12 protein-coding genes are annotated in these 12,730 nt (G+C 61.6%); 6 read left to right on the top strand and 6 right to left on the bottom strand.

The window, feature by feature from the left end; genetic code table 11:
* The first annotated feature begins 162 nt into the window (after positions 1 to 162).
* Positions 163 to 438 carry a hypothetical protein gene (locus IB263_RS25585; protein ID WP_127890105.1) on the top strand — a complete coding sequence of 92 codons (276 nt, stop codon included), beginning with the start codon at positions 163 to 165 and terminating at the stop codon, positions 436 to 438.
* 200 nt (positions 439 to 638) lie between these two features.
* On the opposite strand, the gene IB263_RS25580 is transcribed toward IB263_RS25585, so the two are convergent.
* The 5 genes from IB263_RS25580 to IB263_RS25560 all read right to left on the bottom strand — a co-directional run bounded on the left by IB263_RS25580 (position 639) and on the right by IB263_RS25560 (position 5,614).
* Positions 639 to 1,688, bottom strand: a complete 1,050-nt coding sequence (locus IB263_RS25580) for a sn-glycerol-3-phosphate import ATP-binding protein UgpC (protein WP_034790367.1) — start codon at positions 1,686 to 1,688, stop codon at positions 639 to 641.
* On the bottom strand, positions 1,688 to 2,536 hold the full coding sequence (gene ugpE, locus IB263_RS25575; RefSeq protein WP_060521181.1) for a sn-glycerol-3-phosphate ABC transporter permease UgpE: 849 nt from the start codon (positions 2,534 to 2,536) through the stop codon (positions 1,688 to 1,690). The genes IB263_RS25580 and ugpE overlap by 1 nt, the downstream gene beginning before the upstream one ends.
* A 7-nt stretch (positions 2,537 to 2,543) precedes the next feature.
* Positions 2,544 to 3,425 carry a sn-glycerol-3-phosphate ABC transporter permease UgpA gene (gene ugpA, locus IB263_RS25570; RefSeq protein WP_034790369.1) on the bottom strand — a complete coding sequence of 294 codons (882 nt, stop codon included), beginning with the start codon at positions 3,423 to 3,425 and terminating at the stop codon, positions 2,544 to 2,546.
* Between the two features lie 68 nt (positions 3,426 to 3,493).
* Entirely contained in the window at positions 3,494 to 4,798 is a 1,305-nt protein-coding gene (gene ugpB, locus IB263_RS25565; protein ID WP_060521180.1) for a sn-glycerol-3-phosphate ABC transporter substrate-binding protein UgpB, read from the bottom strand.
* 351 nt (positions 4,799 to 5,149) lie between these two features.
* Positions 5,150 to 5,614: an Lrp/AsnC family transcriptional regulator gene (locus IB263_RS25560; protein ID WP_034790372.1), complete on the bottom strand. Its 465-nt coding sequence runs from the start codon at positions 5,612 to 5,614 to the stop codon at positions 5,150 to 5,152.
* Positions 5,615 to 5,740: 126 nt separating this feature from the next.
* Between IB263_RS25560 and alr the strand changes: the two genes are divergently transcribed.
* The 4 genes from alr (at position 5,741) to IB263_RS25540 (ending at position 9,146) form a co-directional block, all read left to right on the top strand.
* Positions 5,741 to 6,871, top strand: a complete 1,131-nt coding sequence (alr, locus tag IB263_RS25555; RefSeq protein WP_060521179.1) for an alanine racemase — start codon at positions 5,741 to 5,743, stop codon at positions 6,869 to 6,871.
* Positions 6,872 to 6,895: 24 nt separating this feature from the next.
* The gene (locus IB263_RS25550) at positions 6,896 to 8,146 is read left to right on the top strand and encodes a D-amino acid dehydrogenase (protein ID WP_060521178.1); all 1,251 of its coding nucleotides are present in this window, start codon (positions 6,896 to 6,898) and stop codon (positions 8,144 to 8,146) included.
* Between the two features lie 37 nt (positions 8,147 to 8,183).
* The gene (locus IB263_RS25545) at positions 8,184 to 8,564 is read left to right on the top strand and encodes a RidA family protein (RefSeq protein ID WP_034790381.1); all 381 of its coding nucleotides are present in this window, start codon (positions 8,184 to 8,186) and stop codon (positions 8,562 to 8,564) included.
* 276 nt (positions 8,565 to 8,840) lie between these two features.
* Positions 8,841 to 9,146, top strand: coding sequence for a hypothetical protein (locus IB263_RS25540; RefSeq protein WP_034790383.1), 306 nt, complete (start codon positions 8,841 to 8,843; stop codon positions 9,144 to 9,146).
* Positions 9,147 to 9,311: 165 nt separating this feature from the next.
* Here IB263_RS25540 and IB263_RS25535 read toward each other — a convergent pair whose 3' ends face one another.
* Positions 9,312 to 11,360, bottom strand: a complete 2,049-nt coding sequence (locus IB263_RS25535; protein ID WP_060521177.1) for a bifunctional aldolase/short-chain dehydrogenase — start codon at positions 11,358 to 11,360, stop codon at positions 9,312 to 9,314.
* A gap of 371 nt (positions 11,361 to 11,731) precedes the next feature.
* Between IB263_RS25535 and IB263_RS25530 the strand changes: the two genes are divergently transcribed.
* Positions 11,732 to 12,721, top strand: a complete 990-nt coding sequence (locus tag IB263_RS25530; protein WP_244496942.1) for a sugar-binding transcriptional regulator — start codon at positions 11,732 to 11,734, stop codon at positions 12,719 to 12,721.
* Positions 12,722 to 12,730 lie beyond the last annotated feature (9 nt).

The following is a 12,730-nucleotide window of genomic DNA, read 5'->3' as shown; positions in this document are numbered from 1 at the left end:
TCAATCCGTTGCAGATCGCGCTCGCTCATCGCAATCAATCCCATCCGCAACCTCCCAGGTCATCAAAACCCGGGGAGAGTGACATTCCAACTTTGCAGGATCAGGACACTTTAACTTTGCGGCTACAGATTTAAGTCGCATAACATACATTATGGAACTAACTTGCAAACACCCATTCGGGCCGCTTTAGCGGTTCCGTGCCGTGTCATCGAGGTCGATCCCGGCAAGACGCTGGTCTACACGTTTGCTGATTTCGAGCTGCACTGGACAATCCAGCCGGACGGTGACTGCTGCATTCTTGGGCTGGAGCATCGGGGCTTCGACCTTGAAAACCCGCAACACCGTTTCGCCGAAGAAAACATGCCGACTGTTGGCGCACACTCGTCTTGCCGCGCTTGGCAACTCGAGGCCGCTCACATGACACCTTCGGCTTCTTGATCCGAGGCGCGGCAAACTAAATCTGCTGCGATCAAACTCCGAAGGCCCGGCGCCGATCACGTTGATCGTATTCTGGAAGACTGGCTATCGACCAGGCTGGCGCAAATCGGGCTCCCGCTACTCAGCGCCGGATAGCTCTCGCCGATCTTTAAGGGTGGGCAGGAAGTTCCGCCGGAACCCTTCCCCTGACCTTCCGGCTATCATCCATGCCGGTTCCCACTGCCATCAAACATGTGGAGCGCTTCGGTGCTCGCCCCGACCTTCACCTCGTCACCGATCTCGTTGCGCGCGCGCCCGGAAACGCGAAAGACCAACTCGTCGCCGTTCTGGAGGCGACCGTGTATGAGGCTTTCGGCGCCGACCAACTCGATGCCGTCGATGCGCACCGTCGCTTCGAAGGCTCGCGCTGGAGCATCGGCTGACATCGGCGAAATATCTTCCGGACGGACGCCTAGCGTGTAATCGCCAGTCGGCCTGGTCACATCCGCGGCAAGCGACCAGCCCGCCGACATGTCCTTGCCGTGCAGCAGGTTCATCGAGGGCGAGCCGATAAAGGTGGCGACGAAGGTGGTCGCGGGCTTCTCGTAAAGCTCCAGTGGCGTGCCGACCTGCTCTATGCGGCCGGCGCTGACGACGACAAGCCGGTCGGCAAGCGTCATCGCTTCCATCTGATCATGCGTGACATAGACGCTCGTCGTTGCGAGCGAGCGCTGCAACCGCTTGATTTCGATGCGCATCTGCCCGCGCAGCTTGGCATCGAGGTTCGAGAGCGGTTCGTCGAACAGAAACGCGGCGGGTTGGCGAACGATTGCCCGCCCCATGGCAACGCGCTGGCGCTGGCCGCCCGAAAGCTGCCGTGGTTTGCGGTCGAGATAGGGCTCGATCTCAAGCGTCCTTGCGGCCGTGGCAATGCGCTGGTCGATCTCGGCCGGCGGTGTCTTTCGGTTCTTGAGCCCATAGGCAAGATTCTGGCGCACCGTCATGTGCGGATAAAGCGCGTAGTTCTGGAAGACCATCGCAATGTCGCGCTCCGCCGGCTCGACGTCGTTGACCCGACGCCCGCCAATCAGGATATCTCCGCCGCTGATGTTCTCGAGCCCGGCGATCATGCGCAACAGCGTGGACTTGCCGCAGCCGGACGGCCCGACAAGAACGACAAACTCTCCGTCCTTGATCTCGAGCGAAACGCCCTTGATCGCTTCCACCGTGCCATAGGTCTTGCGGACGTCATTCAGGGTAATTTCAGCCATTACTTTTCTGTCTCCACAAGACCTTTGACAAACCAGCGCTGCATCAGCACGACCACGAGGATCGGCGGGATGATCGCAAGGATCGCCGTCACCATCACATAGTTCCAAGGCGTCGAGGCGTCGGTAAAATCGATCATCCGCCGGAGCCCGATGATGATCGTGTTCATCTTCGCGTCATTGGTGACGAGCAGCGGCCAGAGATACTGGGTCCAGCCATAGATGAAGAGGATAACGAAGAGCGCCGCGATGTTCGTTGCCGAGAGCGGCAGCAGGATATCCTTCATGAAGCGAAACGGACCGGCATTGTCGATGCGCGCGGCCTCCACCAGCTCCCCTGGTATCGTCAGGAAGAACTGGCGAAAGAGGAACGTCGCCGTTGCCGACGCCATCAGCGGCAGCGTCAGCCCCGCATAGGTGTCGATCAAGCCGAGATCGACGATCACCTTGTAGGTCGGCAGGATGCGCACCTCGACCGGCAGCATCAGGGTGATGAAGATCATCCAGAAGAACAGCATCTTCAGCGGAAAGCGGAAGAACACGATCGCAAAGGCCGACAGGAAGGAGATAACGATCTTGCCGACAGCGATCGCGATCGCCACGACCGTCGAATTGAACAACAGCCGCTCGAGGCTGACGCCGACGACACGCTCGACGCCGCCGCCGATCGCCTCCCGATAGTTCTCGACGAGGTGGTCTCCGACCACCAGCGACATGGGCGGCCGCACGATTTCGATCGAGCTATGGCTCGAGGCGACGAAGGTATAGTAGATCGGCAGCGCGACGATGATGATCCCGATGACGAGTATCAGGTGGCTGATCGCAGTTGATATGGGACGGTTCTCGATCATCTGCGCCTCACGAATAGTGGACCCGCTTCTCGACGAAGCGGAACTGGAACGCCGTCAGCGCAATGACGATGATCATCAGGATCACCGACTGGGCTGCCGAACTGCCGAGGTCGAGATTGACGAAGCCGTCGTTATAGACCTTGTAAACGAGCGTCTCCGTGGCCTTGGCGGGGCCTCCGCCTGTGACCGCGTGAATGATGCCGAAGGTGTCGAAGAAGGCGTAGACGGTGTTGACGACGAGCAGGAAGAACGTCGTCGGCGCAAGCAACGGGAAGACGATGGTCCAGAACCGTTTGGTGCCACGGGCACCATCGATGGCTGCCGCTTCGATCAGCGACTTCGGGATCGCCTGCAGGCCGGCGACGAAGAAGAGGAAGTTGTAGCTGATCTGCTTCCAGGCTGCCGCCACGATCACCAGAAACATCGCCTGGTTGCCGTTGAGCAGCGGATCCCAAGCGAAGCCATTGCGGCGCAGAATGTAAGAGAAGGTGCCCATTGCAGGGTTGAACATGAACAGCCACAGCATGCCGGCAACAGCCGGGGCAACCGCATAGGGCCAGATTAGCAGCGTGCGATAGACGTTGCGCCCGCGCACCACCCGGTCGGCCGCCGTGGCGAGCAGCAGCGCGAGCGCCATCGACAGCAGCGCGGTCGCAAGGCTGAAGGCCACGGTGACCTTTAGCGAATGCAGATAGTCCGGGTTGGCAAGGATTGCCCGGAAGTTGGCGAGACCGACGAAGCCGGATTTAAGGCCGAACGGATCCTCGCGCAGCACCGATTGGTAGAGCGCCTGGCTGGCGGGCCAAAAAAAGAAGATGACCGTCAAGACGATCTGAGGTGCCAGCAGAAGATACGGCAGCACCTTGTTTGGAAACACGACGGACTGCATGGACTCCCCTCCCCATCAAAGACCGGTCCGCACCGCCTTTCGGCGATGCGGACATTTCGTTTTGGAGGTCAGTTTCCGACTGCAGTCTTGATCGCTGCGTTTGCTTTCACGACACCTTCGCTGAGCGCGGTCTTGGCATCCTTCTGGCCGGCAAGCATCGCTTCGAACTCTTCGTTGAGGATGTCGCGAACCTGCGGAAGGTTGACGAGGCGAACGCCCTTGGAGTTTTCGGTCGGCGCCTTGCCCATCATCTGCTTGATCGGCGTCTCGCGGCCCGGGTTCTTTTCATAGAAGCCGGACTTCTTGGTTTCCTCATAGGCTGCAAGTGTGACCGGCAGGTAGCCCGAAACCTGGTGAAGCTGGGCCTGAGTTTCCGTTTTCGAGAGGAAATGGAAGAACTCGGCCACGCCCTTGTATTCGCCATCGCTCTTGCCGGCGAAGACCCAGAGGCTTGCGCCACCCGGGATGGTGTTCTGCGGGCCATGGCCCTCATAGTAGGGAAGCTCGCCGACACCATAGTTGATGCCCGACTTGACGATGTCGCCGAGGCCACCGGAGGATTCCGTCAGGATCGCGCACTCGCCCGACATGAACAGCTGCTTGGCTTCCGAGGTGCGACCGCCGTAACGGAAAGTGCCGTCCTTGGCGAGGTCGGCGATCGACTGGAAGTGGTCGACGAAGAGCGGCGCGTCGATCTTCAGTTCCACTTCGAGCCCGGCAAGCCCGTTTTCGTTCGTGCCGTAGGGCACATTGTTCCAGGCCGAGAAGTTTTCGGTCTGGATCCAGGTCAGCCAGGTCGAGGTGAAGCCGCAATTTGCCGCGCCGCTCGCCTTGATCTTCTTTGCCGCTTCGAAGACCTCGGGCCAGGTGGCCGGCGGCTTGGCCGTATCGATACCAGCCTTCGTAAAGGCGTCCTTGTTGAAATAGAGAATCGGGGACGACGAGTTGAAGGGGAAGGACAACATAGTCCCGTCAGCCTTGGAATAGTAGGCGACGATGCCCGGCAGATACTGGTCCTTATTGAACTCGTAGCCGCCCTTCTTAAGCACCTCCGCCACGGGGACCACGGCACCTTCCGCGCCCAGCATCACGCCACTGCCGGCGTCGAACACCTGCAGGATGGCGGGAGCCTGCTTGGAGCGGAACGCGGCGATACCCGCGTTCAGGGTCTCGCCATAGGTGCCCTTGAACACGGGGACAATCTTGTACTCCGACTGGCTTTCATTGAATTCCTTGGCAAGCCTTTCAACGGTTTCGTTGTTGGCGCCCGTCATCGCGTGCCACCAGGCAAGCTCCGTTGCCGCGAAGGCGTTCGAGGCGGCGAAGATCGAGATTGCAGATGTGGCCGCAAGCGTCCATTTCAAAACTCTCATGGCGGTTCCTCCCAATATTGAGACGACAAGTCTCGGTGCTCAGTCGCGTTGATCCTCCTCAATCAGTCGCGCCTGACTTTCGCAGCGAAAGTGCGCTGATTAAAAACGAACGATAACGAACCTGCAAGAGAAAATAGAATGCAGAATTCGCAAATTTCCGCCTTCGGAATATTCGTTCTGTTTCATATATGAACGCTGGATGTACAATTGTCCCGGGCGAGATACAAATCGCCAACCACCCACAGCGTGCGCGACCGACTTGCGGCCGATGGACTTGCCCGCCTCCTCGCCTTGATGCCTGTCGCCCTCCTGCTCTGCTAGGGGCGGCCGCCGGGGTTCTGACACTGCAGCCTATCGACGCGCCTTGGGACGTGTCGCGAGCACGTTGCGGATCGCAAAGCTCGAATGGATCCGGGAGACCCCCGGTAAAGCCGAGAGAATCTCCTTGTGGATGCGTTCGAACTCGCCGGCATTGGCGACTTCGACGCGCAGGAGATAGTCCGATCCACCGGTCATCAAAAAACACTCCCGCAACTCGGGATGTCTTCGTACAGCCGCCTCGAACCGGTCGAGATAGTCCTCCGTCTGGCGGTCCAGCGTGATGTTGATGATAACGGCAATGCTGGCCTCGACGTTCGAGGTGTCCACCAGGGCGGTATAGCCGCGGATGACGCCGGACTGTTCCATCAATTTTATCCGCCTTAGACAAGCGGATGGCGAGAGCCCGACCTCGGTCGCGAGGCTGGCATTGCTCCGGCGCGCGTCCAGGCGCAGCAGCCGAAGGATATTGCGGTCTATGGTGTCGAGCGCGGGCATTGCAGATTATTCCAATTCTTCGCTGTTTCATTCAAAGATCACGAATCCGCGCAACGATCAATCGACAATTCGTCGACAATTCTGCGATCGTTTCACTACCCTCCGGACAAGTTGGGAGGCTCGGCCATGGACGGCGCAGTCAGGGAAAATACGCAGCAGAAAGCGATCAAGGGCGGCGCCTCAGGCTACCTCACGATCGATCTTGTGGCGCTGGTTCGCAACTACGACCGGCTTGTGTCTGAAATTGCGCCGGCGCGGGCCGCAGCAGTCGTCAAGGCGGATGCCTATGGGCTTGGCGCGGACCGGGTCGCAGCGCGCCTCTATGACCATGGCTGCCGGCACTTCTTCGTGGCCCATTTCGTGGAAGCTCGGCGCCTGCGACCTCAGCTTGCCCGCGATGCGATGATCTTCGTTCTGAATGGCCTGCAGCCGGGCAATGAGCTCGCCTGCGCCGACGATGGCATCGTTCCAGTCATCAATTCCCTCGAACAATTGCGGCAATGGGCCGGTGCGGCTGTAAACCTCAACCGTCGCCTTCCCGCGGCGCTGCAGTTCGACACAGGCATGTCGCGGCTCGGTGTCCCGCCGCAGGAACGACCGGCGATCGCATCGATGCTGCGGACCTGCGGCATGATCGACATCCAGTTTGTCATGAGCCACCTGGCCTCTGCCGACGATGTCTTGAGCGAGCAGAACGGCAACCAGCTTGCCGAACTCCGACGCATCGCCACGGAGTTTCCGGAATACGAACTGTGCTTCGCCAACTCGGGCGGCATTTTCCTCGGCGAAGCCTATCACGGCGTGCTCGTTCGGCCAGGGATTGCACTCTATGGCGGTGCTCCGACGGATGGTCATCCAAACCCGATGGAGCCGGTCATCAAGCTCGATGTTGCGGTGGTACAGACGCGTGAAGTGCCGACCGGAGCGCGCGTCGGTTATGGCGGCAGCCATGTCGCCGCAAGCCCGACCCGGCTTGCCACCATTGCTGCCGGCTATGCCGACGGCCTGCCGCGCAGCCTGAGCGATCGGGGTGCGGTCTATTGCGACGGTGTTCGCTTGCCGATCGTCGGCCGGGTGTCGATGGACAGCATCACCATCGACATCTCCGCCTTGCCGGAGGGGCGCCTGCAACTCGGCAGCCTGGTGGAGGTCCTCGGCCCCAACCAGACACTCGAAGACATCGCACGCGATGCCGGCACCATCTCCTACGAAATCCTGACCGGTCTCGGGCATCGCTACGAACGGCAGTATCGCTGAGCTTCCTTTCCTTTTGAGGACATCATGAAAGTTATCGTTCTCGGCGCCGGCATCGTCGGCGTCACCTCGGCCTACCAGCTTGCCAAGAGCGGACATGAGGTCACCGTCATCGATCGCCAGCCCGGACCGGCGCTGGAGACGAGCTTTGCCAATGCCGGCGAGGTTTCCTTCGGCTACTGTTCGCCCTGGGCAGCACCCGGGATTCCGATGAAGGCGATGAAATGGCTGTTCATGGAGCACGCGCCGCTCATCCTTCGACCCAAGGTCGATGCCGCCATGATCTCCTGGATGATCAAGATGCTCTCGAACTGCACGTCCGGGCGCTACGCGATCAACAAGAGCCGCATGCTCAGGCTTGCCGACTACAGCCGCATCTCGCTCGGCGCGCTGCGCGCTGAAACCGGCATCGCCTATGACGAGCGCATGCAGGGAACGCTGCAGCTCTTCCGCACCCAAGCCCAGCTCGACGCCTCCGGCAAAGACGTCAAGGCGCTCGCCGCCGACGGTATTCCCTACGAAGTTCTGGACCGCGACGGCTGCATTCGCGTCGAGCCGGCGCTAAAACATGTGCGCGAAAAGATCGTCGGCGGCCTGCTGACGCCGAAGGACGAGACCGGCGACTGCTTCAAGTTCAGCAACGAACTTGCGAAAAAAGCGGAAGCGCTCGGCGTGCGCTTCAACTACGGCAGCATCATCCGCAGCCTCGACGTGGAAGGCGGCCGGATCAAGGGCGTCGTCACGGCGCATGGCACGCTCAAGGCCGACGCCGTCGTCGTGGCGCTCGGCAGCTTCTCCCCTCTCCTCGTCAGGCCGCATGACATCCGTCTGCCGGTCTATCCGGTCAAGGGCTACTCATTGACGATCCCGATCACCGACGCTTCGCGCGCGCCGGAATCGACCGTTATGGACGAAACCTTCAAGATCGCCATCACCAGGCTTGGCGATCGCATCCGCGTCGGCGGCATGGCGGAAATCTCCGGTTATACCAACGATCTCGGCGAGCCTCGCCGCCTGACGCTCCAGCACTCCGTCACCGATCTCTTCCCGGGTGGCGACGTGTCGAAGGCAAGCTTCTGGTCGGGGCTTCGCCCAATGACGCCGGATGGCACGCCTGTGATCGGCCCGACGAAGGTCGCCGGCCTCTATCTCAACACCGGCCACGGTACGCTCGGCTGGACGATGAGTTCCGGTTCGGCCCGCGTCATCGCTGATCTCGTCAGCGGACGCCAGCCGGAAATCGACGCCACCGATCTCGCGATCGCCCGCTACGCATAAGCGTGTTCCAATCAACCACGAATCTCGGAGACGGATCATGATCCAGGAAATCCACACCACCGACGCGCCGGGTGCCGTCGGTCCCTTCTCACAGGCAATCAAGGTCGGCAACCTCCTGTTCGTTTCCGGTCAGCTTCCGATCGATCCGGCCACCGGAGAGTTCAACTCGGACGACGCGATCGCGCAGGCCGAGCAGTGCCTCAAGAACCTTGGGGCTATTGCGACCGCAGCGGGCACGACCCTTTCCAACACCGTCAAGACCACGGTTCTGCTCACCGACCTCGGACAGTTCGCGGAGATCAACAAGGTTTATGCGGGCTTCTTCACCAAGCCGTTCCCGGCACGCGCCTGCTACGAGGTCAGCGCTCTGCCGAAGGGCGCGAAGGTGGAGATCGAAGCGGTCATCGCCATCCCGTAAAGTTTGCTGGCGCCGACGCTATTTCGGGAACTGCGGGCGAAGCCGGCCGGCGGTCGACAGCCTCGCCGGCCAGGTTTCCGCGTCCGAGTTCGGATTCGTCATTTGGACGACGAGGAAGACCTGATCATCCCGCTCATCTATTACCCAGCCCGGTTCCGCGCTTGCCTAGGTCTGTCGCTTGGCCTTGCCTCCTCCCCTCGCCCACGCAAACAATGAGTTGACCGTTTTAAGCGCCGAGGCGACACTTGCGAGGTGCAGCAAGGCAGGAGGTAAATGATGGCTGAGGCGGACCACTGGCGTCATATGGCAAGCGCGCCGAAAAACGGGAGCCGGATCCTCGTCACGATCCGCCCGTCCGAACAAGGCGCCGCGGAAGTCGATCTCGCCTATTGGTCGAAGGGTGATCAGTTTGGGTCCGAAGGCTGGCGCGCCTCCGATTCCTCGCCCGGTCGCATCATCGAGTATGCCGAGCCTGAGCTGAAGTGTTGGATGCCGATGCCCATGGCAAATCTCGATCGCGCCGCGATGCCCCTGCCCTGGGAAGGCGAGGACGAACAGGAACTGGACGGCTCCGGGATCTAGGAGCCCAGGCGCCAGCTCGTCAGGTAGACCTTCGCTGTCCGTTGGCTTAGGCCGTCGCGTTGTCGAACTTTCTTCGCCACGGCGACACAATCGGCAGGTCGAGCCGATGCTCTTCATATCGCAGGGCACGGCCGCGGTGGTGCTCACCGCGGCCGCACAATCTGGCTATCGCATCATCGCCGCGACATTGCCGCCGTCGACGGTGATGACCGCGCCTGTGCTCGTGCGTGCCTTGGCGAGGTGCACGAAGGCTTCGGCCACATCCTTGGCTGCGACTTCGCGATGAACGAGATTGCCGCGCATGTAGGCTTCCGGTGTGATGCCGCGGGCGCGGCTGCGCTCCTCGACCATCTGGTCGGTCATGAGACCGGTGCGGATGCGATCGGCGTTGACGGCGTTCGAAGTGATGCCGTCCGCGCCATGCTCGACGGCGTATTGCCGCATCAGCGCCATCAGCGCCGCCTTCGAGGTGCCATAGGGACCGAAGTTGGGGCCGGGATTGACCGCCTGCTTGGAGACGTTGAACACCAGCGCGCCGCCGGTGCGTTGCGCCTTCATGATCCTGGTCGCAGTCCGGGCAATGTAGTGATGCCCCCAGAAATTGAGCGCGAAGGCTTTCTCGAAGAGTTCGTCGGAGACCTCGATCATGGCGCCCTGGAAGGCAGCGCCGGCGTTCGAAATGACGATGTCGACACCGCCGAAATGTTCGGTAACGCCGGCGAGAGCGGCTTCAACGGCCTTGGGGTTGGTCACGTCGCAGGCGACGCCAAGGCCGCCAAGCCGGGCGGCCTCCTTCTTGACCGCCGCTTCGGCAAGATCGACGAGGGCGATTTCGGCGCCTTCCGCACGCAGCGCCTCGGCAATCGCAAGGCCAAGGCCGCCGGCGCCACCGGTCACCACCGCGACCTGTCGGCTGAGCGGCTTTTCCACCTGCTTCGCCAGTTTCACCTGCTCAAGCGACCAGTATTCGATGTCGAAGAGATCCTGTTCCGACAGCGCCTCGAAGCTCTCGATGCCCTCGGCGTTGCGGATGACGTTGATCGTGGCTTCCGCGACATCGGCGCCGACGCGTGCCGCCTTCTTGCTGGGACCTGCTGCGAAGAGGCCGACGCCGGCGACGTAGAAGACGCGGGGCATCGGGTCGAGCATCTTCTTGTTGCCGCCAACACGCGCGTTGTTGCGCTCGAAGTAGGCGCGGTATTCGGCGATGTAATCCGCCACCGCCGTGCGCACCGTCTCTGCCCAGGTGGCCATTTCTCCGGTAACCGGCGCCGGCAGGGCCAGTCCGAAGCGCTTGATGTGGATGACATGTTCCGGCGTCGCATTGCCGCGGCGCGCGAGATCGGCAGCGTTTTCTGCGTTGCAGAACGCGAGCACGGTCTCGCTCGCGCGGTGTTCGAGCACGAAGCGCTTCGGAGAGCCTTCGACACCGGTGTCGATGGCGACGGCGCCCCGCAGGATCGGGGCGATTTCGGCGGCCGACGCAATCGCTGCCGGTTGCTTTGCCTGAACGAACGGGCGCGGATTGCCTTTGGCAATGCGGCGCTCGGCCATGTCGATCGCCGCGATCATCTTTTCATAGGCTTCGCGCGGATCCTCCGACCAGGTGAAGATGCCGTGCTTCAGCAGGATCATGCCGTCGGCGGTCGGATCGGCGCGGAAGGCCTCGTCGCAGGCTTTTGCGAGATCGAAGCCGGGCATGACATAGGGAACGATGATCGCCTTGGGGAAGAGTTCGCGAACGATATCTTCCCCGTGCGGCTGGTTGGTCAGCGACACGATCGCGTTGGCATGGGTGTGGTCGATGTGCTTGAACGGCAGGTTGGCGTGCAGGATCGCTTCGACAGAAGGATTGGGCGCCGCTGGATCGAGCAGCAACCGGCGCTGCAGCATGACCATGTCGTCGTCGCTAAGCGTCTGGAAACCGACCATCGCCTGCAGCGGCTGCAGGCGGACGGCCGGCAGTCCTGCCGGTTCGATCGTGCCCATGTCCCAGCCGCTTCCCTTGACGCAAAGAACCGGAATTTCCGAACCGTCGAGATCGGTAAAGGTGGTCTTCACCGACGTGTTTCCGCCGCCGTGCAGCACCAGTTCCGGATCGGATCCGAGCAGGCGCGTGGTGTAGGTGCGGATCGCCAGGTCGCGGTTGACGCCGTTGCGGACGTAGGCGTCGACGACACTGGCATATTCGGTTTCAGACCATCTCGATTTCATGCAAAGGCTCCTCAGCTTCCGGCAGACATCACCTGCGACGGCTCCGGACAAAAATGACATGGCGGGACCATGCCCACCGAGCCACAGGAGGCTGACGGGAAAGGCCGCTTGGGAAATTTGGGATCGGCGTCTGGCGCGGGCCGCGTCGAAGAGGCGCGGGTCCGATCCTGTCTGCCGCGGTCTCGCCTGCCCATGCGGCCACATCCGCGGCCGCGTGCTCAAGCGCGATTCCGTTCTCGATCGTCCGTCACAACGGAACATAAACAAATGACAGCATAGTGTGTCAAATGTCAATTGAGCGTTCGAATTTGTTTGACGGCAGCCGCTTTTCCGGTTTGAGGTGGCGCAAACGGTATCAAGCGGAGTGACGGATGACGGAGAGCGCGCGGGCAAGTTGGATGATCGGCGAAGGCAAGTCGTTGCCGCCCGAGTTCGATGACGGGGTCGTTTGGGCCGCCTGGCTCTACTACGTCGATCAACTGACCCAGAGCGACATCGCCAAGATCCTCGGCATGTCGCGCGCGACCATCGTCAACTACCTTCAGGAGGCCCGCGAGCGCGGCCTCGTCACCATCCGCGTCAACACCGATGTCGGCGGACGCGTCGCCGTGGCTCGCAAGCTCAAGGGGAAGTTCGGGCTCGAAGGAGCGCTGGTCATTCCCGCGGGAGAGCCTGCGTCGCTGGTGACGCGGCTCGGTGAGGCGGGCGCCCGCCTGCTTGCCGACATGATCAAGCAAGGCGACACGATCGGTGTGGCCTGGGGACGGACCGTACTTGCAGTCGCCGATCAGATCTCGCTGGCCGAAGCACTCGATGGGCTGACTGTCGTCCAGGTCTCGGGTAGTTCCATCGCCAATCCCGAATTCTCGCCGGAGTTCTGTACCTCGCTGATGTCCCAGCGCATTCACGCGCGCTGCGTCAACCTTTTGGCGCCGGCGCTGCTGTCGACGCCGGAACTGAAACGCTGGCTTCTCTCCGAACCGGTGCTCGTCAAGCAGTTCGAGCTTATCCATTCGACCAACATCCTGGTCTTCGGCGTCGGCGATATCGGTCCTGACACGCTGATCCGGTCGGCCAATGTCGCAAGCCAGGAGGACTTCGACTCCTACCAGGCGCACGGCGCAGTCGCGGTGCTGATCTGCCGGTTCATCGACGAGGCGGGCCGACAGGTGAGCGGCGAACTCGACGATCGCATGGTGGGCATCGAGCTCGACGAACTCGTGCGCATCCCGAGCCGCGTCTGTGTCGCCGGCGGCGCGAACAAGGTAACGGCAATCCGCGCGACGATGAATGGCGGCTACGCCACTCACCTTGTCACCGACATCGAAACCGCCGAGATGCTGCTGGCCGAAGGGGTCTGAGGCGCTCCG

The organism is Ensifer sp. ENS03, assembly GCF_014852035.1.
Classification (GTDB): domain Bacteria; phylum Pseudomonadota; class Alphaproteobacteria; order Rhizobiales; family Rhizobiaceae; genus Ensifer; species Ensifer adhaerens.
The sequence above is the reverse complement of the archived record's forward strand: the minus strand, read 5'-3'. Positions and strand labels throughout refer to the sequence as shown.

Coding starts and splice junctions, on each gene's coding strand:
- IB263_RS25580 (WP_034790367.1), bottom strand. CDS start 1,688: ATGGCTGAAATTACCCTGAATGACGTCCGCAAGACCTATGGCACGGTG.
- ugpE (WP_060521181.1), bottom strand. CDS start 2,536: ATGATCGAGAACCGTCCCATATCAACTGCGATCAGCCACCTGATACTC.
- ugpA (WP_034790369.1), bottom strand. CDS start 3,425: ATGCAGTCCGTCGTGTTTCCAAACAAGGTGCTGCCGTATCTTCTGCTG.
- ugpB (WP_060521180.1), bottom strand. CDS start 4,798: ATGAGAGTTTTGAAATGGACGCTTGCGGCCACATCTGCAATCTCGATC.
- IB263_RS25560 (WP_034790372.1), bottom strand. CDS start 5,614: ATGCCCGCGCTCGACACCATAGACCGCAATATCCTTCGGCTGCTGCGC.
- alr (WP_060521179.1), top strand. CDS start 5,741: ATGGACGGCGCAGTCAGGGAAAATACGCAGCAGAAAGCGATCAAGGGC.
- IB263_RS25550 (WP_060521178.1), top strand. CDS start 6,896: ATGAAAGTTATCGTTCTCGGCGCCGGCATCGTCGGCGTCACCTCGGCC.
- IB263_RS25545 (WP_034790381.1), top strand. CDS start 8,184: ATGATCCAGGAAATCCACACCACCGACGCGCCGGGTGCCGTCGGTCCC.
- IB263_RS25540 (WP_034790383.1), top strand. CDS start 8,841: ATGGCTGAGGCGGACCACTGGCGTCATATGGCAAGCGCGCCGAAAAAC.
- IB263_RS25535 (WP_060521177.1), bottom strand. CDS start 11,360: ATGAAATCGAGATGGTCTGAAACCGAATATGCCAGTGTCGTCGACGCC.
- IB263_RS25530 (WP_244496942.1), top strand. CDS start 11,732: ATGACGGAGAGCGCGCGGGCAAGTTGGATGATCGGCGAAGGCAAGTCG.